The organism is Providencia sp. PROV080, from assembly GCF_033688105.1.
Taxonomy (GTDB): Bacteria; Pseudomonadota; Gammaproteobacteria; order Enterobacterales; family Enterobacteriaceae; genus Providencia; species Providencia zhejiangensis.
In genome coordinates, this window is record NZ_CP096346.1 from 595,811 (window position 1) to 620,409 (window position 24,599).

Genomic DNA, 24,599 nt, shown 5'->3' on the forward strand with positions numbered 1-24,599 from the left:
CATTTGAAGGGCTTTTTTGTTTTACATAGTTTTGCTTATTTACAAAATCGCATAAATTCAATATTGTAAAGATAGGGTTTTATGACTATCCTTGTTTTGTCAATAAGGGTGGTGTAATGAAAATAGAGCTAGTCACACACAAAACGGGTGAACAAATTCCAATGATGCTGGATGCTTCTGGTATGCCAGTTGTCTTACCCAATGAGTTTGTCCTTTCCAGACGATCCCTTAGTACCAATACATTGGTTCGGAATTTGAGAGAGCTGTCAGTGCTCTATCGTTGGCTGGATAAATCAAATTGTGATTTATCTGCGAAATTACTGGCTCAAAACTCATTCAATGAAGCGGAATTAAAAGGTGGTTTGGTCGAAGCGTTAAGAATCGATCAGGCAAATGGGTGTATAAGTGCAGTAGCGCCTAATACCTTCAATCAACGGTTAACAACTATCCGACAATTTTTCAGCTGGTGCATGGACGTCCTGACTAGTCAGTTGCCCCTATCTTCCTTGGACTATGAGCGTTTAAGGGAGAGAAAGTCATTTTTGCTTAAAACGCTCGATGGTAGTTTTATGTCTGCCACACCAATGAGAAAGAGTCTTCGAAAGGGCCTAAATGAGGCAGAAGTTGATTTCTTGCTTGCGGTATTGCACCCCGATGCTGAGCAGGGTTATGGGAGAGATTCTGCTGTAAAATTTAGAAATTATGTATCTGTTGGGCTGATGCTATTTTGTGGTTTAAGGCCAGGCGAGCTGCTTAGCCTCAGGGTAGAGGATGTCCAGGTTGGTGCGATTTCGGCGATAAAGGTTGAGCGTAGACCAGCGGACCCACTAGATGCAAGACGACCGAGGCCTCAAATAAAACGAAATGGTCGAATCATTCCGATTGAGAATAGGCAGCTTGCATTTGCTTTGAATGATTACATTGTTACTTGGCGTGAAGTGCTTGAAAGTAAAAACCAAGACGAATCAGACTATTTAATCTTGAGTGATGAGGGTTCGCCTTTGTCGCAATCCTCAATTACACAGTTCTTTCAATTGTTGCGATCGCAATACGCTGACCATCTTCCTGAAAACTTAACGGCCAAGTCTCTCAGGCATACATTCTCATCCCGGCTTGAGCGGGTGTTGCGTGCTTCAGGAATGGATGAGCAGCGCAGAAGAGAAGCCCTAGCCTTGCTTCGTGGCGACAGTAGTTTGGATTCACAAGATACTTACATAGCGCAGGAAGTGGAGGAGCAGGCAATCAAGTCACTGAAGCGGTACCAGGCTGAAATAATGTCAGGGAGGATGCCGGAGTGAACACAATATTATCGAAACCACAGGCCGTCGAGCAGTCTTGGCCTGAAATAGAGAAACTAATTACCCGTGAAGGAAAGGAAGTTGATATATCCGGTGATACTTGGAGATTGCCCTATTCTGCGAGGGATAATTCAACCCTGAATTTCACAAAGATAACTAACTCTGAAATCAGAGAAGCGTTCAAAGACCATGTTGCTGACCGACTTAAACGAATATCTACCCATGCGGGTTATGCTGCGTATCAGGATGTTTGGAGAGAAGTTCTGAGACATTGGGGGAGCCCAGTATCTCAAGTTGATACTGAGTCGCACTTAATTGGTCTGTTTGAAACCGCTATCAATCGCGCCCGCTCACGAAAAAGGTTGTGGGCAATGTACAGGCCCATACAGTGGTACATTTGGAGTGCGGACAACAAGCCAGAATGTGGCTTTTCGGAAATTTATGCGCAAGAACTTGAGGCATTAGAGTTGCCAGGGAATCCGAAAGGAGAGGCTGTTCGGATGGAAGATCCCGAAAGTGGTCCTCTGCACAAGTCTCTTGAGCTACCTCTGTTAATCAATGCACTTAAATCGGATGAGGGGCGATCATTAGGGTATTTGCAGCAGAGGGTTGTGGTTGCGCTCTCAATAGCATTTGGACGCAATCCAGCTAACTTAACTTTTCTGCGTGAGTCTGATTTTGAATGTCTGGTTCCTGGAGGTGAGGACCCCTGCTACATCATTCGCATGCCGAGAATTAAAAAGCGATTTGTAAATCCAAGAGACGATCTTTTGGATGAATATCTCGATCCGCATTTTGGTGCCATGATTGAGCAGTTGATTGAAGTCAGTAAGTTAGTTCCGCTGAGCTTTGCAGAGAGGGCCTTTGTGAATCCGGAAGAGCGACCATTGCTTATTAACAGGAATGGAAACAAAGCCGCCATTTTATCCAAAGACATTGATAACGTATTTAATCTGACAAGCAGCGATATAGCTCGTTTGCTTAGTGCGTTCGTGAAACGTCACAACATTATCTCGCCGCTTACTGGCGAATTATTGCATGTCACGCCAAGGCGGCTGCGATATACCTTGGCAACTGGGCTGGCTGCTGAGGGAATCAGTAAGCGTGAGCTGGCCAGAATACTGGACCATACAGATACCCAGCACGTGAATGTCTATTTTGAGATGGCTGGAAAAATAGTTGAACACCTAGACAAAGCAACCGCGAAAGGTTTCTCGAAGTACCTCAATTTTTTCAAAGGTAGGCTAATCGATAGTGATGAAGATGCTGTTAATGGTGAGCGAGATGACAAGCATCTAACGTTTGTAGATGATCAAAACCCTGCTGATCAAGCTGATATTGGCGTGTGTGGTGAATCTAGCGTCTGCCACCTTGATCCCCCCTACTCATGTTATTTGTGCCCCAAGTTTCAGCCATATCGTCATGCTGATCATGAGCATGTCTTGGAGTGCCTGCTGGCCGGTCGCGAAGAGCGTTTGAAGAAGTACGAGAATGCGCGATTGGGCATACAGCTCGATGAGGTAATCGCAGCGGTCGCACAAGTAGCCAAACTCTGTGAGGAAGGGGGGCATCATGTCTGATGGTCGCTCTAATCGCAAGGCCAAGGTCGTCCCTTTCGTTGATCGTCTTGAGCGTGACAGGAATGAAAACCTAAAATCTTTAATCGACAAAGCAAAGCTAATGAAGCTGGAAGGGTTTGAGTCGGTTGTGTGGGATGATCCCGAGTGGCAAGTCAATGCAGGGCGCCTAGTCAAGTTGACAGGTAGAAACACGAAATCAGTTTCTTTTGTTTTTTCGCTATCTCCGAAGCTGGGTTCAGCGCCACTAGGCGGTTGCTGGGAACTGGTTGCCAAAGCATTGTTTGTTCTCAGGTTCCACAGGAAACATCAATCAGCACCGAATCAGCGCAAATTCATAACAGCTATTGGATATGTCTCATATGCAGCTAAACAGCTAGGGCAGGAGTTAGTTGGGCTTACGCCAGAGGCTCTGGATAATGCGTCTGGTTTAATCTCAAAACACTACAGTGAAACCACTGCCTACAACCTTCACAAGCATGTTGCAGAGTTCGCCGCGCATTGTGATTCGAATGGTCTATGTCGGGTTTTATTTCAGTACAAATACGCCAAAATGAAGCGTCCCGCGAGCACGAGGGGAATAAATCATAAAAGGTTAGATGATCCTGAGGTTCTGGAGACGAGGTCGGACAAACTTGTCGATCCCGCTGTGTTTCGAGTCCTTGGCGAACTCTACTTAAACGTTCCCAAAGAGCATAAGTATCGCTTCTATATTCTGATGTTGACGCTACTTGCTTGCACAGGAAGACGATTCAGTGAGATTTCACTATTACCAAATCAGCAATTGTCTTCTGATGAAGATGGTAACGCCTATATCGAATACTTTCCGCGGAAGGCAAGTCGTGGTGACGTTTTCACACCTAAGCGTAGACTTTACTTGCCGTCAGAAGTGACCCCCATCGTTGGTGATGTGCTCGTTGAGTTAGCGGAAATTACATCTGAAGCGCGTTTAACAGCGGAAGAAATTCACAAAGTTGGTGAGCCTGATCTAAGGTTTCTGGATGGCATACCTGAAGATAAAAAGCTCTACGCGGCTGATTTAACTGAATTGGGGATCAGTCATACTCTTTTGGGCACAACTGGCTGGCTCAGGAAGCAAAACCTCGCGTGGCCAGATCATAGCGCATTAACCAAGCAGGGAATTAAGCCTGCAAACCCCATTTTTTACACTTACAAAAGTGGATTGGTTGAATACTGTTTCCGTGATTTCTCGGGAGCATATTTATCGGCTCTTCATACGGACCAATTTGGTAAAGAATACTACCTAAAAGATCTTTTATTCATTCGTTCTCTTGGACTTTCCAGCGGAAGCTACGCTCATTGGCTGGCCACAAGTTGTAGCCAGTCCATGTTTACTACCTTTCTCCGATATTTCCCCGCGCTTGCCGCCGAGTACGCATCCAGCAGTATCGAGGTGAACTTCACCAGTCACCACTTTCGTCACACGCTTAATACCCTGCTTGATGAGAGCGGGTTAAGTGACCTGCTGCAAACTGAATGGTTTGGTCGAACTAACCCAAGAGATACCAAAGCCTATCAGCATACATCCCGCGAAAAACGAGCACTGATGCTCCGTGACGACATCAAAAAAGGTCTGGTTGGAGGCCAGTTAGCTGAGCAAATCAAAGTGGTTCCGGTAGAAGTCCAGGATGCCATTCTGAAAGCGCGAATTCAGGCCGTACATGATGTCGGCACGGGTATCTGTATCCACAATTTCTCTCAGACACCCTGCGAGCGCCATTTGCAATGCTCGGCGGACTGCAAAGACTATGTGTGGGCTAAGGATGATAAGGGGCGTCTGGACGAGCAGAAGCGCCAGTATGCCCTTACTGCGCTGGCACGAAAAAATGCTGAAAAGCAGTTGGATAGCGCCAAGCCGAAAAAGAGTGCCGACTGGCTGGCACACAACGATAAAAAACTTAAAACACTGGCTTCCCAACTGGCCGACAACGGGGTGGAGCACTTTGATCCCGAACAATATTTACACGAGGTAGAGCATGGTTAAGCGCTTCAGACGCATGTCCGACAGTGACATCAATACAATCGTTGCCGATTTGGATCGCTGGGCGTTGGGTGAGCTTGGATCAAAACTCACCTGGGCTGTGCTAGAAGAGCGCTTTGGCTTTAGTCGCCAATCACTCCAAGCTAAAACAGAGATTAAGGCTGCATACGACAACGCCAAACAAGCACTATCGGGCGGATTGGTGAAAACCAAAGAGCAGGCCACTAAAGAGGCCGAAGAGCTTCAGGTAGAGGTAGATCGCCTCAAAGCGGAGCTAAATGCCTACAAGCGAAAAGAAGAGCTATGGCTGCGCCGCTGGCAGCAAATCGCCTTTCATGTGCGGCAGAAAGGCATACAGATGGCTAGCGTTGATAAGGTCCCGCCAGAAGGAGCTGATCTGCCCTCTAATACTGAAACCGCACAGATTCTCCGGCCGTTTGATAAAGAGATACCGCCATCCGGGCGGATCTAAAGGCGTGATGCACAAAGTAATTGTGAGCCTGAGGTTTTCTATATAAATTAGCTAAATTATCAAGTGGCTAGTGTCGCGTAGGCTGAAAAATGAACGAAAACGAGATTTACGAGCGAATTAAGCAAGTACTGGCGGATGCCCCTCGTAATCAATATACCGCTGAACTTCATCTGCAAATGATCAAATATGCCGATGAGTTGAAGGACATCACCGCAAAAGAGTTTTGTGGAGGGGTGGGGCTGCGGAGCAGTTTCGGCACTGAATTTAGCAAAATGCGAAACCTGACTCGCCGCCTGAAAGCGGCTGGGTTGCAGACTGAGCTGATCTAGCTCTTCGGCGAGTAAAGGCGTTAATACATGGGTAAGCAATATGAATAAAAAACAACTCACGGAGCGAGACATCTGCACCAAGTTCATTACGCCTGCGCTTGAACAATCCGGATGGGATATTGCTACGCAAATACGAGAAGAGTTCCCGCTAACCAAGGGGCGGATTATCGTCCGTGGCAAGCTACATACCCGTGCCAAACACAAACGAGCCGATTATGTGCTTTTCTACAAGCCTAACATCCCTATCGCAATCATTGAGGCCAAAGATAACAACCACAGCTTGGGTGATGGTATGCAGCAAGGCTTGGGTTATGCGGAGATGCTCCAAGTGCCGTTCGTCTTTAGTTCTAACGGCGATGGCTTTCTGTTCCATAACAAAATAGCCAAAGATGGAGTGATTGAGAGAGAGCTGGCTTTGCACGAATTCCCATCGGCCGAAACGCTATGGCAATGGTGGGCAGAGCACAAAGGCCTGAATCAGAAACAAAACGAACTGGTCACTCAGGATTATTACAGCGACGGCAATAACAAAACACCACGCTATTACCAACTACTGGCCATTAACAAAACCATCGAAGCCATTGCCAATGGGCAAAACCGTATTCTATTAGTCATGGCAACCGGAACGGGTAAGACCTTTACCGCGTTCCAAATTATCTGGCGGTTATGGCGCTCCAAAGCCAAAAAGCGCATTTTATTTCTGGCTGACCGAAATATATTGGTCGATCAAACCATGACCAACGACTTCAAACCCTTTGGTTCGGCCATGACCAAGATCCAAAAGCGCCAGGCCAATAAATCCTATGAAATCTACCTTTCTCTCTATCAGGCCGTTACAGGCAATGAAGAAGAGAAAAATATCTACAAGCAATTCAGCCCGGATTTCTTTGATCTTATTGTCATTGATGAGTGTCATCGTGGCAGTGCAGCGGCCGATTCTGCTTGGCGAGACATTCTTGAATACTTTTCCTCAGCCACGCAGATAGGCCTTACAGCCACACCCAAAGAAACCAAAGAGGTCTCGAATATCGACTACTTTGGTGAACCGATTTACACCTACAGCCTGCGCCAAGGTATTGATGATGGCTTTCTTGCGCCTTACAAAGTCGTGCGCATCGATCTGGATAGAGATTTGACAGGTTGGCGGCCCGATAAAGGCATGACCGACAAACACGGCAATGAAATTGAAGACCGCATCTATAACCAGAAGGATTTTGATAAAACTCTGGTACTGGAGCAGCGCACACACTTGGTCGCAAAAAAAATCACTGAATTTCTAAAGCAGACCAACCGTTTTGATAAGGCCATTGTCTTTTGCGAAAACATTGATCATGCCGAGCGTATGCGCCAGGCATTGGTCAACGAAAACGCAGATTTAGTCGCACAAAACAGCAAGTACATCATGCGCATCACTGGCGACAACGAAGAAGGTAAAGCCGAGCTGGACAACTTTATCTTCCCGGAAAGCAAATATCCGGTGATCGCCACCACCTCCAAATTGATGACCACGGGCGTGGATGCCCAAACCTGCAAGCTCATTGTGCTCGACCAGCGCATTCAGTCGATGACAGAGTTCAAACAGATTATCGGGCGTGGTACTCGCATCAATGAAGATTACGGTAAGTACTACTTCACCATTATCGACTTTAAAAAGGCCACTGAGCTTTTTGCCGACCCAGACTTTGACGGTGATCCTGTTCAGGTTTACGAGCCATCCGGTTCTGATTCTCCCGTTCCGCCAGATGTTCCTCTAGATGAAGGTGCCGGGGAAGCGGGAGATTCAGGCTTGGAATACCCCAAACCCGATAGCGAGCGCGACTGGGGTGGCATTGGTGAGCCCGGTGAAGACGAAGACGGCGGCGTGCGCCGTTACGTAGTAGCGAATGTGCCGGTAAAAGTCGCCGCTGAACGCGTGCAATACTTTGATGCCAACGGCAAGCTCATTACGGAATCTCTAAAAGATTACACCCGTCAAGCGGTAACAAAAGAATTTGCCACAATGGATGATTTTCTTCGCCGTTGGAGCAGTGCGGAAAAGAAACAAGCCATCATTGAAGAACTTGCCGAGCATGGCGTGTTCTTTGAAGCTTTAGCTGATGAAGTGGGTGAAAAATCAGGCAAAGCGTTCGACCCTTTTGACTTGGTTTGTCACGTTGCTTGGGACATGCCACCGCTCACTCGAAAAGAGCGGGCAGAGCAGGTGAAAAAACGCAATTACTTTACGCAATACGGTGATCAGGCTCGCAAAGTGTTAGAAGCGCTGCTGGACAAATATGCCGATGAAGGTGTGGCTCAGATTGAAGAAACACAGATTCTGACCATCGCGCCTTTTACCCAATTTGGCACCCCGCTGGAAATCATTCGTGCCTTTGGTGGCTTGGATCAATACCAGCAAGCCGTAAACGAACTCGAACAGGCGCTGTATAGCTCTTGAAAATAGAAAAAAAGAAAAACGTAGCGCCGAATAAAGAATATTGGAGATAGCAATACCATGTCACTCACTACCCTTATCAAATCCATTCAGGACATCATGCGCAAAGACGTAGGCGTCGATGGTGATGCCCAGCGCATAAGCCAGATGGTTTGGCTGATTTTCCTGAAGATCTTTGATGACAAAGAACAGGAATGGCAACTCACCGTGCCCAACTACAAGTCGCCGTTACCTAGCCGTTTTCGCTGGTCATCTTGGGCCAAGGACGCTGAGGGTATCACCGGTGAAGAGCTCATCGACTTCGTTAACAACGATCTGTTCCCAGCGTTAAAAAAGTTAGCCACCGCAGCGGGAGTATCACCACACGGCAAAGTCGTGGGTTCAGTCTTTGAGGATGCGTACAACTATATGAAGTCGGGTACGTTACTGCGCCAGGTAATCAACACCATAGAAGAAGATGTCGATTTCAATAAGTCGGACGATCGCCATTTGTTTAACGATATTTACGAAAAAATTCTGGCCGATTTGCAGTCAGCGGGTAACGCTGGCGAGTACTACACCCCGCGTGCAGTGACCCAGTTTATTGTGGATATGATTGACCCGAAGTTAGGCGAAAGCATTCTTGACCCAGCTTGCGGTACAGCGGGCTTTCTTGCTTGCGCCATTGAGCACCTGAATCAGCAAATCAAAAAGAACGAAGACAAGCTGTTGCTACAAGACACGATCCACGGTGTTGAGAAAAAGCCCCTGCCGCATATGCTAGCGATGACCAACGTCATGCTGCACGGCATTGATGTGCCTACCAATATTCGGCACGACAATACGCTTGGAAGGCAGCTACAGAGCTACACCCCTAAAGAACGAGTAGACATCATCATTACCAACCCGCCGTTTGGCGGTATGGAAGAAGATGGCATTGAATCAAACTTCTTAAAGAAATATCAAACCCGCGAAACTGCCGATTTATTTATGGCTCTGATCATGCACTTACTCAAGCATGATACTGGAAGAGCTGCCGTAGTTCTGCCCGACGGTTTCTTGTTTGGTGAAGGTGTAAAAACCACCTTAAAGCGCGAACTATTGGAAGAATTTAATCTGCATACCATTGTGCGCCTACCTAAAGGTGTCTTTGCGCCCTACACCAGTATCGCCACGAATATTCTGTTTTTTGAAAAAGGTGGCCCTACCAAAGACGTGTGGTTCTTCGAGCACCCTTACCCAGAAGGCTACAAATCCTATTCTCGTTCTAAACCATTAACCATTGGTGAATTTGATTTAGAAAAAGCCTGGTGGGGCGGTGCTGCACGCAAAGGCCGTAAAGTCACGGAGTATGCGTGGAAGGTATCAGCCGAAACGCTAGCTGGACGTAACTATAATTTCGACTGCAAAAATCCACATGAAGCCGAAGTGATTCATCAAGATCCAGCGGAGTTGATGAGCGAATATCAAGAAATTGTGCGGCAATTGAACGCGGCGCAAACAGCGCTAAAAGAAGAGTTGATGGCTTGCTTGGGGGCAAAAGCATGACCCAGGCCGTGAATGATTTGCTTGAGCAGCATTTTGATGCCGCCTTTTCTGCACCCGACGGCATTGAAAAATTGCGCGAACTGATTTTGACTTTGGCTATGCAAGGCAAACTGGTTGAGCAAGATCCTAATGAGCCGCCTGCCAGTGAGTTGTTGAAGGAGATAGAAGCTGAAAAGCTGCAACTTGTGAAGGTTGGAAAAATCAAGAAGCCAAAGATTCTCCCCACAATTGAGCAGGTCGATGCTCCTTATGCACTACCGGAAAGCTGGGTATGGACTCGCCTAGGTAACATTGGGAATATTTTCAATGGCAACAGCATCAATGCGAATGAGAAAGAATCCAAGTATACAGGAGTTGATGGTCTGCCTTACATTGCCACTAAGGATGTTGGTTACGGCCATGATGCACTTGACTATAAAAACGGAATCTATATTCCTGAATCAGAGGGGAAGTTTAAAGTAGCCCGTCAAGGTTCGGTTCTGATATGTGCTGAAGGTGGTAGCGCAGGCAGAAAATGTGGAATTGCAGAGCTGGATATTTGCTTTGGTAATAAGTTATTCGCCAACGAGCCCTGCGGAGGAATACCCTCAAAGTTTATTCTTTACTTGTACCTGTCGCCCATTTTTAAAAGATTCTTCAGCGAGGCTATGACCGGTATTATCGGGGGCGTATCTATCGCCAAATTTTTGGAGCTGCCTGTTCCTATACCTCCGTTAGGGGAACAGTACCGTATTGTCTCCCGCTTGGATGATCTCATGGCGCGTTGTAGTGCCTTGGAGAAGCTGTGTAAAACGCGAGCGGAAAAACGCATTGTTGTGCACAAGGCTGCCATCGATAAATTGTTTGATGGTGCTGAAAATGGTGGTCCCTTATTTATAAAGCAGTACTTTGACGAGCTTTATAGTGATAGGAAAAATATCACTGAATTGCGGAAGGCTATTCTGAAGCTTGCGATTACAGGGCGTCTTTCAGATAGACTTGATGGAGACTCGTCTGCTGACAAATTGTTAGAGAAAGTTCATAAAGAGCGAGTTGAGTTAAAGTTAAAAGTATCGCATGACGATAGAGACCTAGAAAAAGCGATAGGTTTTGAAATACCCAAGCATTGGCGTTGGGAATCCCTTGGGCAAATACTTGTTTTTGGACCGAAGAATGGGTATTCACCTAAAGCAGTTGACTACGAAACTAGCGTTCGCTCTTTAACTTTAAGTGCAACAACTTCTGGCGTTTTTATTGGTGAGCACTCTAAATTTATTGATGCGGATATTCCTAGTGATTCGCATCTCTGGCTAAGTGATGGAGATATCCTTGTTCAGCGTGGAAATAGTATAGAGTACGTAGGGGTGCCTGCCATATATAGAGGTGAGCCAAGGATTTTTATTTATCCTGACTTGATGATGAGGTTACGAGTTTCTGATCACATCAACACGGAATATGTCTATTACGTCATGAGTTCTGAGCCTTCTAGAAGCTTTTTGCGTTCACATGCGTCTGGAACATCTGGAACTATGCCCAAGATTAATCAAAAGGTGCTGACAGGTCTCCCCATACCGCTACCGCCCATCGAGGAGCAACTGAGAATAGTTAATAATATCAAGAGACTTCTAGACCTTTGTGACGTAGTAGAGGAGAAAATAGAGATCTTAAATTCTAAACAGTCTGAACTTCTTGGTTCTGTAGTTGCTCAGGTATAAGGAAATCGGATGCGCCTAAAGTCACTCTATATCAGCCAATACAAAAACCTTCGAGACTTTTCATTAAATTTCGATGGCAGCAGCTTTATTGATGTATTCGTTGGTAAAAATGGCACAGGTAAGTCGAATCTGTTTGAAGCCTTGATAGAGATCTTTCGTCATATTGTGGAATACGACAGGACTAAGGCGGATCTTGGGTTTAGCTATCGGCTTGTGTATGAGATTGATAATTCAGAAACGACAATAGAGTGGAGCTGGGGCGAAATTGATGATGTTGCATGCCGTGATCGCCCGAAAGATCGCGGTTTAGTGATTAATGGCCGCAAGCGAAAAACTATCGGTCAATCTCAGGTGCCAGACAATGTGTTGATCTATTACTCTGGGCACAATAAAACCGTTGCTGGCTTGGTGGCGCAATATGAAGAGAGTTTTCGCCAGCGAATAAAGCGTGCGGATTTTGATGAAAGCCGTTTCTTCATCGGTATTGGGCCGGAATACAAAGAACTGCTGCTGGCCGTATTGTTAATGCAGCAAGATGGCTGCAAAGCACGCCAGTTTATTTGCCAGAAGTTAGGTATCGCTAATGTTGCAACAGAATTGCGCTTGGTTTTAGAGCGACCAGAGTATGCGGGCGATTCTCGTTTTGATATTGAGCTGAATGACGAAACAGACCGCTACTGGAAGCCGGAAGGCATTACCAAAACGTTTCTTGATAGATTGCACCTTTGCATCAATACTGCATCTGGAAGCCCGGTGAGGTCTGAAGGGTATTTTGCGTCTGATGATCGCTACTTGCTTTACTTTGGTATCGAAAAGATCCAGCGAGAATTTACGGATTTAAGCCCTCAGGAGTTATTTCGCCAGCTAGATAATTTGAAGACACTGGGAATGCTCGTAGAAATTACCATTCCTTTGCAGCTCGAAAATGGCTTTGATGCTTCCGTCTCTCACTTCAGCGACGGTCAGTTTCAGTCGGTGTATATCTATTCTATTACCGAGCTGTTTAAAGATCGAAATTGCATCACCTTGCTGGATGAGCCAGACTCATTCCTGCATCCAGAGTGGCAATTTGATTTCTTGAAACAAGTCTTTGAAATCACAGATACTGCGGCGAAAACAAACCATGTGCTGATGAGCAGTCACAGTGCAGTAACACTTATTCCGCACGAGAAGAAGCGAGTAAACCTATTTGATATACACAACTCGAATGTGGTTTGCAGATCTACCAGTAAAGATTATGCAATAAGCAAGCTATCGTCGAGCCTGATTAAGTACAAGGAAGATGAGCAAATCCTGAGTATCCTTCGAAATATTAGGATTGAGGGAGTCCCAGTACTATTCACTGAAGGAAGTACTGATCCCGACATTTTAAAAGAGGCTTGGCGAAAGCTTTTTGATGAGCCACTTCCTTTTGTGCCTATCTATGCGTTTTGCTGCGATTACTTGCGCAGAGCGCTTCAGGATAATCGAATAATTAATGAGATGGGTGGTCGTCCACTATTTGGTCTATTTGACTTTGATGAGGCGTATAACGAGTGGAATTATCTTAACCAAAAAGATAGCTGGGCATTGCAGTGTGATGACCCCTATCTTGGGTTGCGCACTGAAAATGCTGCTGAGAAAGTGCATGCGTTTATTCTTCCTGTACCAAGAATTGCTAAGGTTGAAGCGCAGGTAATGAAAACGCCCGGCTCAAAAGAACATTTTGCGCATCAAGCAATTATGGGTATTGAGCACCTTTTTTATAGTGACCACACAGCTCGGTACTTTGAGGCTAGGCAACTTCCTGGTGGAGGAGAGATCGTAACCTTCTCTGGCAATAAGACCAAATTTGCAAGGGAGGTTGTACCTACCTTAGATGCTGCCACCTTCGAGGTATTCCGACCCATGTTTGAATTTATTAAGTCAAAATGCCCAGCTCCGGCAGAAGCAGCGGTAGCCTTGGTATGATAATGAATTACGCTTAGTTACGCATGTGGCGCGTAATTGTGCGTAATTTGAGGTAACTCTATCTCAAACCTCAAATTGGCAGGCTGTCTGCTGGATAGCGCCTTGGTCTAAGGAGCTCTTAGCCGATGACGGCTTGAAAACGAGTGTAAATACCAAGGTTTGACATAGAGTTGATGGCAAGAGCGGGAAATGGATTTTATTTCGCCGAGATCCTGCTAAAATGCGACTCAATGTTTGGTAGAAACAATCAGCCTCCCAATACCCGCCTTTTTTATTTTGGGTGTTGGAGCCGCCTGATTTGATCAGGTGCTGCCGCTGAAAGTGTCAAGATTCTATCTTTACGCTTGGCGGCTAATACTCCCACAGTACCTGCCCAGAAAGTTGACAATATTGGGCTTAACTTAACAGTTTTTGCTATCTTTATGATAAAAACCAATATTTTCAATGGGTTAAATGGGTTCTTCACCGTTTTATGTGAACTACCGTTCTAAGGCTCGCCTAAAAATAGAATGTTGAAGAATGATAAAATACCCTTATTTTAAGGGTATTTTTATTTGTTCAGAGAGTCTTTGATACAATACTTATTATTCATATAGTTAACTAGGATGACTAACTTTCTGTTCGCTTGATAAGCCTATTGTTTTATCGTTATGAGTATAAAAATTAATATCAAATCGTTCTTTAAAAAGAAAAACGATGATAGAAAAGAAGTGAATCACCCCCTGTTACTTATTTTATTATTTAAATTGAGTTATTGAACATTGATTTTAATGATGTGAATGAAATGGTGAGTTTGATTGAGCATCATTTTTAAACATAACAGAAAGGTATCGATAGATATTTCACGAAGGCGGCTTTTGTTTATTATTGATGTGTGTTTTGGGGATGCAATAACCTTATTATCATTCAATTATAGTTTTTTTATAAAGTTAAACCTTAAGGGTTGATTAAAATTTTATTAAGGTTTCTTTAAGTATTGTTTTAATGAGTTATTAATGACTTCATTGATAAAAAAGCCCCTGAGAGTGATTACAAGGGGCTTTTTAGATAGTGATATCAGAAAGTTTTAAATATTGATGTTTTTTCATATGAAATAATTAAGCTACCTTTGGTTCCAGTAGTAGCGGATCATTATCATAATTATTTGCAAGTCGATATAAAGAAGGTGATGTACCTAAATACGCTTTAAATCTTTTTGCGAATGATTGTTGCGAGTCAAATTGATATTTAAGCGCAATATCAATAACTTGAAGTTTTGTTGTTTGCAAGTCTTTTGCTGCTTCACTGATCCTTCTGCGGCGGATATATTCACCAAGAGGCATACCGACTATTTTACGAAATACTCGCTGTAAGTGCCATTTGGTATATCCAGAACGTTGAGCAATATCATCGAGTAATAATCTTCTGGTTAGGTTTTCTTCTATCCAAACAAGAATTTCATTGACGACAGCAGATTGGAATTCAGTATATTTTTTACTGTATGAAATAGTTAATTTATTGTACATAATACACTTCCTAGTTATTAGGTATTAAGCATAGTATTCATCTTATGAATTTAAAATAAATAAAGCCTAAACAAACTAATAAGACAGAGAGTTTCATAATGATTAATAGTCATTGGGTTACTAAAGGTAAAATTAAATACTGTTGTTATGGTTTAGTTCATTGTGGAATATGTTTTTTTAATACGACATAGCTGCTCAAAATGAAAAGTGCAAAAATTATTGAGACTGTATTCATTAACTGCCAGCCTAATGAAAAGAACAGCACGCCTGCGCCAAGGCTACCTAATGCACCAAAGGAATAAATCAGGAAATCAGTCATACCTTGTACTTTCGCTCTCTCATGAGATTGATAACCGTACGGTAATAACTGGGTTGTACTGATTAAAAGTAAATTCCATGCCACTCCAACGGAAATCCCAGATAATAAGTAGTGGTAAAACTCAGTCCCTAAAAGGTTAATAGTTGCAGAGAGTATGAGTAATAGAATACCGACAAAAATAATTTTTTTAGCTCCTAAGCGCTGAATCAAATGCCCAGTGAAAAATGAAGGGGCAAACATGCCAAGTACATGACATTGAAAGACGATAGCGATCAAAGGAAACGGGAAATGATTTTGTTTCATAGAGAGTGGAATAGACGCAAAAGTAAAAACAACCAATGCATAGCCAACGGCGCTCACTATCGCAATTAATTTTAATATGGGTTGTGAATATAACTGCTTGTAACTACGCTTCACTTCCATATGATTTTGTTTTTCTGGGGGAATTTTCTTTAATGGGATGTTTAATAGTAAGATAAAGGCGAGCACATAAATGCCCACTAAGGTACTAAAAGGGCCTGCAAATGGGTATTCAGTAAAAAATCGTTGTGTGACTACCGCGAGTGTAGGGCCGATTAAGGCGGCAGCGATTCCTCCACTCATGACTAATCCAATCGCTTTAGCATGCAAGAACTTAGGTGCCTCTTCTAATGCAGCGAAACGAAATTGTTTAGCCGTACCAATTGCAATGCCTGTAAAAAATAAGCCAAGCGAAAAGTAGGCTAAGTGATGATAAATAATGCCAATAATAGACAAGGTTGCGCCGATGATGCCCGCGATATTGCCCAAGATAAAACCTAATTTTCTGGAGTGTTTCTGCATTAAATATGCAATGGGAATGGTTGCGATAATCAGACCAATATATTGACTGAGTAATGGCAATGTGGAATAGGTGGGATCTTGGGAAAGACTTTCACCAATCACTACCGCGACCGACAGAACAATAGCATTACCTGTCGTAAACAATGCTAACGCAATAGTTAGCCACCAGACATTTTTTGGCATAATTCCCCCTCGATGCCGAAAGTTATAAACCTCAATAAAAATAAAGAGATATATTTAAGTTTTATGGTTATTGCTATCTTGTAAGGAGGGGATTTTACGACTTAAAGTCAACTTTAAGTCAAGAGAAAATTGATAAGAAAATGAGACTTTTTTTCAATCTGTCTAGCTAGTGATAATGACTTTATTATCCTATTTTACTAGATAATTATCCTGTTGCTGTGTGTTGTGATATTGATCTCATTTTAAGTTTGCTGTGAATAAAAATCGAAAAAATGATTGTTATTATGAACAATATGTGTTTTCTTAAATGCACTTACACAAAATAATGATTAATAATCTAACCAATTAAAATCAACAGACAGGATTAACCCGTGAACATGACTCTTCATCATTCAAACCTACTACTTACCGCGCCATCAGCCGCGGTGGTCGTGCGTGTGGTGGTGGTCGTGGGCTTAGCGCCGTAACGGGTACAAATCAACGCAGATTTAGAACCCCGCCGGCGCAAACCGGACGGGGTTTTTTTATGACGCTCCGCCCGAATCCGCCGGCTAGTGTGAAGGATAAAATTATGAGCGAGTTGGGCACAACATCACCAGATAAAACCTGTTTTACAGGTGCAGAATTAATCGTCCACCTGTTAGAAAAACATGGGATTACCATTGTTTCAGGGATCCCAGGTGGCGCGGCACTCCCTTTTTATGATGCTTTAGGCAAAAGTAAGCAGATTCGCCATATTTTGGCGCGCCATGAGCAAGGCGCTGGCTTTATTGCACAAGGCATAGCACGTACCACTGGTAAAGCGGCAGTGTGTATTTCATCAAGTGGCCCAGGGGCAACGAATTTAGTAACGGCAATTGCCGATGCTAAGCTCGATTCTATTCCATTAGTTTGTATTACAGGGCAAGTTCCTTCATCAATGATTGGTACAGATGCATTCCAAGAAGTTGATACTTATGGAATTTCTATTCCTGTCACCAAACACAATTACTTGGTTCGTAATATCAATGAGTTACCTCAAGTTATTTGTGATGCTTTTCGGATTGCAGAATCAGGACGTCCGGGACCTGTGTGGATTGATATCCCGAAGGATGTACAAACCGCGACTATCGAATTAGATTCATTACCTGAGATTCAGCCAAAAGATAAAGCCCCAAATTTTGATATGGAAAAGGTCATTCAGGCAGCTGAGATGATTAATCAGGCTAAGCGCCCAGTTCTTTATTTTGGTGGCGGGGTTATTAGTTCTGAATCGACGGAAACGGCGATTGCTTTTGCAGAGAAAGCAACACTGCCAACAACAATGACATTGATGGCGTTAGGCACTATTCCAATGCGTCATCCACTGTATTTAGGCATGTTGGGCATGCATGCAGCGCGTAGCACTAATATGGTTATGGAAGAAGCGGACCTGTTAATTGTTATTGGAGCACGCTTTGATGACCGTGCAATAGGTCGCGCAGAAAAATTTTGCCCGAATGCCAAAATTATTCATGTGGATATCGATAAAGCAGAGATCAGCAAAATTAAACGCCCTGATATTGCTATCAATGCTGATGCAGGGCAAATCCTAGAATTATTGCTGCCATTAGTTGAGCGAAATCAGCGTGAAGAATGGATGACAAGAGTTAATGAGTTAAAACAGAACTTTCCGCTGAATTTAAGTGAGGCTGATAATCCTTTAACACATTACGGGTTAGTGTTAGCGGCAGCAAGAGCAGCAGGAGAAGACGCGATCGTGACTACGGATGTGGGACAGCATCAAATGTGGGCGGCACAAGTTTATCCGTTATCACGTCCTCGCCAGTGGTTAACATCTGGCGGCTTGGGAACCATGGGATTTGGTTTGCCGGCCGCGATTGGTGCAGCTTTAGCGAATCCTGAGAAAACGATCGTTTGTTTTTCGGGGGATGGCAGCTTGATGATGAATATTCAAGAGTTGGCTACCGCAGTTGAACATCAACTTAATATCAAAATTGTTTTGATGAACAACCAAGCATTAGGGATGGTTTATCAGCAACAAGAACTGTTTTTTGATAATCGTATTTATGCAGCCGCTTATCCATACCAAACCGATTTTATAAAAATTGCGGCAGGATTCGGCTTGCAGACCTGTGATTTAAATACAGAAGCAGATCCTGAGATGGCATTAGAAACGATTATGAATACAAAGGGTCCTTGCTTAATTCATGCCTTGATCGATGTGAACCAAAAGGTTTATCCAATGGTTCCACCGGGTGCTGCAAATATTGATATGATCGGAGCGTAATTATGGTTTTTGAACATCATCCTATCGCGTTAGAACTTATTGTCCGTAACCACCCTGGCGTCATGTCACATATTTGTGGTTTGTTTGCGCGCCGAGCATTTAATGTGGATGGCATCCTATGTATGCCAATAAAAGATAAAGATGAAAGCCGTATTTGGCTGTTAGTCCAAAAAGACGAACGCTTATCTCAAATGGTCAATCAAGTTGAAAAATTAGAAGACGTTCGTGAAGTTCGTTTTAGCGACGATTTAAGGTTATTTGAGACCATGCAAAATTATCTGCAATAACGCTTAATAACAACGGCATGTCTATTCAACCTACATCACGGTGTAGGTTGAATTTTTTATCTGGCTTATGGATACAATTTAAGTACATTTGTTTGTTTTAGTTGCCAGATGTTTCTTAAAGTGAACAATGATGATATAACAATTTCAACATCACATCATAAAGCTGTTATCTATAAGTGGATTATTTTTATGCAAAACAATATTTATCTTACTGATACTTATCTCTATGAAATTAAAACCACTATTCTCGAGTCGGGTCATGATGACGACGGGCAATGGGTGGCATTGACGGAGAATATCTTTCATCCTCAAGGAGGAGGGCAGCCAGCAGATATTGGTTGGATTAATGATGAGCCTGTTCGTATTAAGAAACACTCGAATGGATTAATTATTGCTTATTTAAACCCAAACCAAGATTTGCAGAGTGGTGATACCGTTATTGCCCGTGTTGATAAGGCGCAGCGTCAACACCATGCCGCTTTACATACTACAGGACACTTGCTGAGTTGGGTTATGTCACGTTTTGGTTGGCAGGGACAAAAAGGGCATCACTTTCCTAATGAGTCACGGGTTGAATTCAGCGCCATCGGAGATAACGCCACACCTATCGAGCAACTTGATGATAAGCAAATAGAAATGCTAGTGAATCAATCTATCAGTGATGATTCACCTGTATTAATCGGGCAACGCGATACGTTACGGCTTTGTGGTGTTTCTGAAGGTGATGAAGTGCCATGCGGTGGTACGCATGTCGCATCACTTGGTAAAATTGAACAGTTTTCAATTAAATCAATGAAGTATAAAAAAGGCATACTGCGGATCAGTTACGACGCGAAGCATATCGAGCATTAAATACTGTCACTGAGGTGAGAGTAGGTCATGACGACGGTTGCATTTAATTCCCCTTCCATGCAGAGGTAGGAATGGGGAAAGTCACAGCTAAAAGCATAAAAATCGCCTTCTTCTAGTAGTACTGTCTGGTCGTTTTTTAAACGTAGCATCAATGAACCTGTATGCATCATGATGTGTTCATGGGTTCCACTCATGTGAGCTGGACTATTAATGATGGCGCCACGTTTCATTTTTAGCTGCCATATCTCAGAAATATTGCCCATATTGATCCGAAATTTAAAGAGCTGTGAATAATCGCCTTGTAGGGGGGAGGATTTGACGAAATAGGGGTAAGTTTCATGCTGTAATGCAAATAAATCGCTCAGAGGGAAACGTAATGCAATGGCAATAGCTTCTAGCGTATCAACGCGAGGGTTGGAATCACCCGATTCTAATTTAGAGAGCGCGGCTTTTGAAATGCCTGATAGGCGTGCAAGTTCATTCAGGGATAAATTTCGTGCTTGCCTCAGATGGCGTACTTTTTGACCAATTTTAATATTGATTTTTTTATCCATATGCTGTCTTCCCTGAAAATTAATTTATGCTATTAATTCTAGCATCATAGCAACATTATGTCAGAAATGTACTGACGAAGGCATAATATTTTGGCAATAATCTCGAAGTGTGAAAATTAACGTGTTTGATAAATAAATAAGGTTGCACATTCTATCAAACAGGACTTTTTTATTTTTTCAGAAGAAATTATAGTGAACAAAATACCCTTGTAGAGATTCACTATGCCGTTTGATATTTTATCTCCAGAGATGGCAATCTGCTTTTTTACTTTACTGTGCGCTTATTTGGTCTTTGGGATGGCTGGCTTTGGTTCTGCGTTAGTCGCCACTCCAGTATTAGCGATGTATCTTCCTTTAAATATGATTGTGCCGACTCTTGCCCTTATTGACTTAACCGCGGCATTAATCAACCTTGTTAAAGATGGTAAAAACGCGGACTATCATGAAATTAAATGGATTATTCCATTGATGATCGTGGGGAGTTTAATTGGGGCTGCCATTCTATTGAAAACGCGTCCTGATATCCTGATTTTACTGTTGGGTATATTTGTTATTTTTTATGTACTGAATACGTTCTTTTCAAAGAAAGCCCAGCCACATTTGTCAAAAGCATTTGTTGTGCCTTTCAGCTTAATCGGTGGGGTTTTTAGTGCCTTATTTGGTAGTGGTGGTTTTATTTATGCTATGTATTTATCAAGCCGCATCGCAGATAAACAGCGATTTCGCATCACCCAGATGACCTTAATCGGTTTTAGTACATTGACACGTGTTATTATATTTTTAGTGATGGGTGTTTATGTCAATATGGATATTATTTTGATGGCGCTAGCTTTTTCTCCCGCTATGCTAATAGGAATCTGGGTTGGGCGCCATATTACACTGAAAATATCCCGTGATACGTTCCTTAAAATTATTAATGTTATTATTTTAATTTCAGGTGTTGCTTTGTTATATCGTTATTTTTTCATTTTATAATCGGTGCTCAAAAATAAAAAACTATCAGTACAAAATATAGTTTATGATACGAGCGCCTTTTGTCATCTTTTGTTAGTTATGATGATGATGGGTTTTTATGTCAAAACTAACCCTAACTAATCGTGTTTAAAATGGATGCTTCATAACGGAAGCAATGAATATCAAAATGAGCTCTGATCATCAGCGTTTTCAATATCTTCGTCGTACCCCTTCATTTGCTATTTTTACGATCACGACCAGTATCGCAGTGATTGGTATTGTCATTGGACTCAGTATTCCAATGGTCGCACTGCGATTAAATAGCTATGGTGTTGGTGAGTTATATATCGGTATTATTTCTGCTGCACCTGCCTTAGGTATGTTTTTAATCGCACCGGTTGTTCAGCGTATTGTGCATTGGTGTGGAAAGCGGCAGGCGATGTTATTTGCCACGGTTGTTTCGGCTATGAGTTTATTACCGTTGCTCAGTACGTTGCCATTGTGGTTACTTTTCCCATTACGCCTGATTACAGGACTTGCGAGTGGTGTACTTATCTGTTTAGGAGAAACGTGGATTAATGAGCTTTCTCCTGAAAATAAGCGGGGTCGAATATTGGCTATTTATACAACGGTATTTACTGTAAGCCAGCTACTTGGCCCTTCTTTTATTGCTTATTATGGGGTTGAAGATAAGTCACCTTTACTCATTTGTACTTTGCTCCATCTTATATCCATCGCACTATTTTTAGCGATGGAACAAAAGGTGGGAGACCATATTTCAGCCACGGCAAGTGAGTCTCGTTTTTCTATTATTCAATTTGTGAAATTTGCCCCCGGTATTTGTGCGGGCATCCTGTTTTTTGCCTTTTTTGATGGCACCATTTTGTCAATATTTCCTATCTATGGGATGGGGATGGGGCATACCGAAGCGATTGCAGCAATGATGATTAGTGCAATATTGGCGGGGGATGCGATTATGCAAATGCCGTTTGGTTGGCTCGCTGATCATATGAATCGTGAAAAATTATACCGAATTTGCGGCATTGTCACGTTTGGTGCAAGTTGCTTGTTGCCATTACTGATTACTCATAACGTCTTAATTTGGTTACTGTTGTTTGTCTTAGGCGCAACGGCCGGGGCGATTTACACAATTGCGCTTGTGCAAATTGGACAATATTTTCGTGGCAATGACCTCATTATCGCCAATGCGGCAGCAGCAATGCTATGGGGAATTGGTAACCTTTCTGGACCATTATTAGCTGGCGTAGCGACATCGATTTCACCATCAGGGCTGCCCGTTCTCCTTATTCTTATTGCAGCGGCATTCCTCTGGTTTACCCGTGAGAAATATAGCGCACAGGCGACTCAGCGAGTCTAAACTGGCTTTCTGTGCCAGTTGTCTGAACTGGCACAGAAATGTGACTTATCTATTCAACACTCTTATAAACGACTAAATTTTCGGTAAATTCATCGGGGCGATGATCTGTCCAAAATAATGTCATACCAGATGGTGCTGGTTTAACCTGTTTTGATAATACAATCAGCCAGCGGCAATGCGCTGGTTTTTCAAAGCGATCTTGTCGCTGATGCAGAATGTTGGTGTAGTAGTACAGCATAGGGGCTTCAGATTCGCCTATATTATCCGAGGCCATACAGTCATTATCATGATAATGTTCATCTAGCTGTTGCGCTAAATCGACAAATACTTTTTCAAATCCTTTGGCATAGTCAATCCAACCTACAAATAAGGTGAACGTGATCCCCCAAACAATACACATGCCTAATGCCCAGTTCTGTATGGCTCGCAATGTTATTTGTTGGCTGAGGAAGGTACCACGTAAAAACCAAATAGCAGTGAGAAGCGTTGCAGCCACCAAAGTCAACGCTGAAAATGGCAGGTGATAGCTCATGGGAAGCCATTGACTAAAAAACTGAAGCCAAGTTTCAGCATGGCCAGAAAGCGCGATCACGTAGCAAACCCAAAGAAAAATAATCAGTGCAGACCAGAATGTTGCCGCAAAATATGAAAAATAGCGTAATGCTCTCTCTGGAATAGAAAACAGTGTATTTGTACCTAAAATAGCCAATGGAGCGATAAAAGGTAATAAATAAAGTGCTCTACCTGTTGCTGACATCTGTAAAAATACAATTCCCAGTAATGGGAATATTGTGACTAAATACTCATTGTGATTGCGTAATCGTTTTAAAGGGTTCCTTAAAAAATAAAGGGTTGCCAGTATTCCAGAAGGAAAGGCAAATAAAAGGACAGATGCTGGCACGCGTGTTAAGTTAGCCTTAGCGCCTAATTTTTCAACGGAAAAACCTAAAAATCGTCCAATGTTATTTTCCCAAAACCAAGTGATAAAAAGATCTGGGTGTTGCAAATATAATAAGATAGGCCAAGGTAAAATAAAGATCAGTGAGCAAAGGCCCGCGATGATGGCGGGTAACCAGAATGTTTTTTGCCGGCAATGCGGTAGGAAAATAGGCGTAAGTAGTAAGCTGATCCATAAGACACCAGGTACAAATACGCCTTTTGATAACAGGGTAATAGCCGTACCAGCCATAAGCCAACATGCGGATGCGACAACTTTTTCTTGGCGTATTAGCCCTAAAATGCCATATAAACCAATGGTTGCTCCTGTCACCAATGCAATATCCGTGAACATGTCATGGCTATGTCTTAAAATACCGGGAGCACAAACATAGAGTGCGAAAGCCACCCAAATACGTTTATCCCCAATGTCTGCTGCATGGAAAGCGCGACGTGCTAGCAAAATAAAAAATGAAAAATTAACCACTGAAAACAATAGAGTAGCACTACGGGCAGCATCGTGAAGCGGCATTAAGCCAGACAGCAAATGTGAAGTGAGCGTCGCGACCCAGTAGTACAGAGGGGGCTTTTCCATAAAAGGTTCGCCCGCATTGGTAGGCACTAACCAGTTATTGGTTTCGAACATGGTTTGGATGATACCAAAGCTATAGTTCTCATCTTGCTTCCATGGCGTATGCCCATAAATACCGGGCAAAAGATAAATAACCAGGAAGCCAATAAATAAAGTTAGTGATAATTGTTTAGGGGATAATTTTTTATACATTGTTTACAGTAAATATATTCCAATAATTAATAGCTCGGCGTAATGTTTAATTTTAACCTAATAAATAAAAATAAACTGTTATAAATGAATCTTGTTAACATTATGAAATAAAAGTTAATTTTTATTTACTTTTTGAAGGTGTGATTATATTTTTTGCAGCGTTACATTTTTGGTAATAAATGCGGTTAATGAAAATTAAAACCTCATTAATTGAAATTAATTTATCTTGTTATTATTAACAAAATAGAATTTAACTCTAACAAAGCATTTATTAACTACAGCTAAACGAGAGTAAAATCTATTAGTAGTTTATTGAATGGGGTCTATTTCTTAACGTTATTAAAGTCGGAAGAGGTCACGTAGCCATTGAATTTAGCTATCAATAATATCGAGGAAGAAAGAAAGACTAAAAATTTACGTTAAGTTTGCTTTGCTGCACGCTATCTGCTGCTTAAATTCGAAAACACTTGATCAGT

The 24,599-nt window shown here is 42.8% G+C and carries 19 protein-coding genes; 15 read left to right on the top strand and 4 right to left on the bottom strand.

What is annotated here, in order from left to right:
• Positions 1-116: 116 nt before the first annotated feature.
• The 9 genes from M1F03_RS02550 to M1F03_RS02590 all read left to right on the top strand — a co-directional run bounded on the left by M1F03_RS02550 (position 117) and on the right by M1F03_RS02590 (position 13,280).
• Positions 117-1,298 (top strand): tyrosine-type recombinase/integrase, encoded by a 1,182-nt coding sequence (locus M1F03_RS02550; protein ID WP_154598816.1) that lies wholly within the window; start codon positions 117-119, stop codon positions 1,296-1,298.
• Entirely contained in the window at positions 1,295-2,878 is a 1,584-nt protein-coding gene (locus tag M1F03_RS02555) for a tyrosine-type recombinase/integrase (RefSeq protein WP_251465021.1), read from the top strand. The genes M1F03_RS02550 and M1F03_RS02555 overlap by 4 nt, the downstream gene beginning before the upstream one ends.
• Positions 2,871-4,880, top strand: a complete 2,010-nt coding sequence (locus M1F03_RS02560; RefSeq protein WP_154623818.1) for an integrase — start codon at positions 2,871-2,873, stop codon at positions 4,878-4,880. The genes M1F03_RS02555 and M1F03_RS02560 overlap by 8 nt, the downstream gene beginning before the upstream one ends.
• The gene (locus M1F03_RS02565) at positions 4,873-5,349 is read left to right on the top strand and encodes a protein kinase (RefSeq protein ID WP_154598814.1); all 477 of its coding nucleotides are present in this window, start codon (positions 4,873-4,875) and stop codon (positions 5,347-5,349) included. Before M1F03_RS02560 ends, M1F03_RS02565 begins: the two co-directional genes overlap by 8 nt.
• A gap of 89 nt (positions 5,350-5,438) precedes the next feature.
• Complete coding sequence (locus M1F03_RS02570; protein WP_154598813.1) at positions 5,439-5,678, top strand: transcription factor; 240 nt, start codon at positions 5,439-5,441, stop codon at positions 5,676-5,678.
• Positions 5,679-5,718: 40 nt separating this feature from the next.
• Entirely contained in the window at positions 5,719-8,112 is a 2,394-nt protein-coding gene (hsdR, locus tag M1F03_RS02575) for an EcoAI/FtnUII family type I restriction enzme subunit R (RefSeq protein WP_154623817.1), read from the top strand.
• A gap of 57 nt (positions 8,113-8,169) precedes the next feature.
• Positions 8,170-9,636: a type I restriction-modification system subunit M gene (locus M1F03_RS02580; protein ID WP_154598811.1), complete on the top strand. Its 1,467-nt coding sequence runs from the start codon at positions 8,170-8,172 to the stop codon at positions 9,634-9,636.
• On the top strand, positions 9,633-11,330 hold the full coding sequence (locus M1F03_RS02585; RefSeq protein ID WP_154598810.1) for a restriction endonuclease subunit S: 1,698 nt from the start codon (positions 9,633-9,635) through the stop codon (positions 11,328-11,330). Before M1F03_RS02580 ends, M1F03_RS02585 begins: the two co-directional genes overlap by 4 nt.
• 9 nt (positions 11,331-11,339) lie before the next feature.
• On the top strand, positions 11,340-13,280 hold the full coding sequence (locus M1F03_RS02590; RefSeq protein WP_251465022.1) for an AAA family ATPase: 1,941 nt from the start codon (positions 11,340-11,342) through the stop codon (positions 13,278-13,280).
• 1,097 nt (positions 13,281-14,377) lie between these two features.
• On the opposite strand, the gene aarP is transcribed toward M1F03_RS02590, so the two are convergent.
• Together aarP and M1F03_RS02600 are read right to left on the bottom strand one after the other, a co-directional pair.
• Positions 14,378-14,785 carry an HTH-type transcriptional activator AarP gene (gene aarP / locus M1F03_RS02595; protein WP_154623204.1) on the bottom strand — a complete coding sequence of 136 codons (408 nt, stop codon included), beginning with the start codon at positions 14,783-14,785 and terminating at the stop codon, positions 14,378-14,380.
• Positions 14,786-14,942: 157 nt separating this feature from the next.
• A complete protein-coding gene (locus M1F03_RS02600) occupies positions 14,943-16,109 on the bottom strand; it encodes an MFS transporter (protein ID WP_154623203.1) in 1,167 nt (388 codons plus the stop codon).
• Positions 16,110-16,486: 377 nt separating this feature from the next.
• Between M1F03_RS02600 and ivbL the strand changes: the two genes are divergently transcribed.
• The 4 genes from ivbL (at position 16,487) to M1F03_RS02620 (ending at position 19,517) form a co-directional block, all read left to right on the top strand.
• On the top strand, positions 16,487-16,576 hold the full coding sequence (gene ivbL / locus M1F03_RS02605) for an ilvB operon leader peptide IvbL (protein WP_154621822.1): 90 nt from the start codon (positions 16,487-16,489) through the stop codon (positions 16,574-16,576).
• Positions 16,577-16,680: 104 nt separating this feature from the next.
• Positions 16,681-18,378 carry an acetolactate synthase large subunit gene (gene ilvB / locus M1F03_RS02610; RefSeq protein ID WP_251465023.1) on the top strand — a complete coding sequence of 566 codons (1,698 nt, stop codon included), beginning with the start codon at positions 16,681-16,683 and terminating at the stop codon, positions 18,376-18,378.
• Positions 18,379-18,380: 2 nt separating this feature from the next.
• On the top strand, positions 18,381-18,665 hold the full coding sequence (ilvN, locus tag M1F03_RS02615) for an acetolactate synthase small subunit (RefSeq protein WP_004924476.1): 285 nt from the start codon (positions 18,381-18,383) through the stop codon (positions 18,663-18,665).
• 189 nt (positions 18,666-18,854) lie between these two features.
• Entirely contained in the window at positions 18,855-19,517 is a 663-nt protein-coding gene (locus M1F03_RS02620; RefSeq protein WP_251465024.1) for a hypothetical protein, read from the top strand.
• Here M1F03_RS02620 and M1F03_RS02625 read toward each other — a convergent pair.
• Positions 19,514-20,071 (bottom strand): helix-turn-helix domain-containing protein, encoded by a 558-nt coding sequence (locus M1F03_RS02625; RefSeq protein WP_196714005.1) that lies wholly within the window; start codon positions 20,069-20,071, stop codon positions 19,514-19,516. The genes M1F03_RS02620 and M1F03_RS02625 overlap by 4 nt on opposite strands.
• A gap of 222 nt (positions 20,072-20,293) precedes the next feature.
• On the opposite strand from M1F03_RS02625, the gene M1F03_RS02630 reads away from it, so the two are divergent.
• Both M1F03_RS02630 and M1F03_RS02635 read left to right on the top strand, forming a co-directional pair.
• Positions 20,294-21,046 carry a sulfite exporter TauE/SafE family protein gene (locus tag M1F03_RS02630; protein ID WP_163860635.1) on the top strand — a complete coding sequence of 251 codons (753 nt, stop codon included), beginning with the start codon at positions 20,294-20,296 and terminating at the stop codon, positions 21,044-21,046.
• Between the two features lie 166 nt (positions 21,047-21,212).
• Positions 21,213-22,403, top strand: coding sequence for an MFS transporter (locus M1F03_RS02635; RefSeq protein WP_154621817.1), 1,191 nt, complete (start codon positions 21,213-21,215; stop codon positions 22,401-22,403).
• 49 nt (positions 22,404-22,452) lie between these two features.
• Here M1F03_RS02635 and M1F03_RS02640 read toward each other — a convergent pair whose 3' ends face one another.
• Complete coding sequence (locus M1F03_RS02640) at positions 22,453-24,123, bottom strand: ArnT family glycosyltransferase (RefSeq protein WP_251465025.1); 1,671 nt, start codon at positions 24,121-24,123, stop codon at positions 22,453-22,455.
• Positions 24,124-24,599 lie beyond the last annotated feature (476 nt).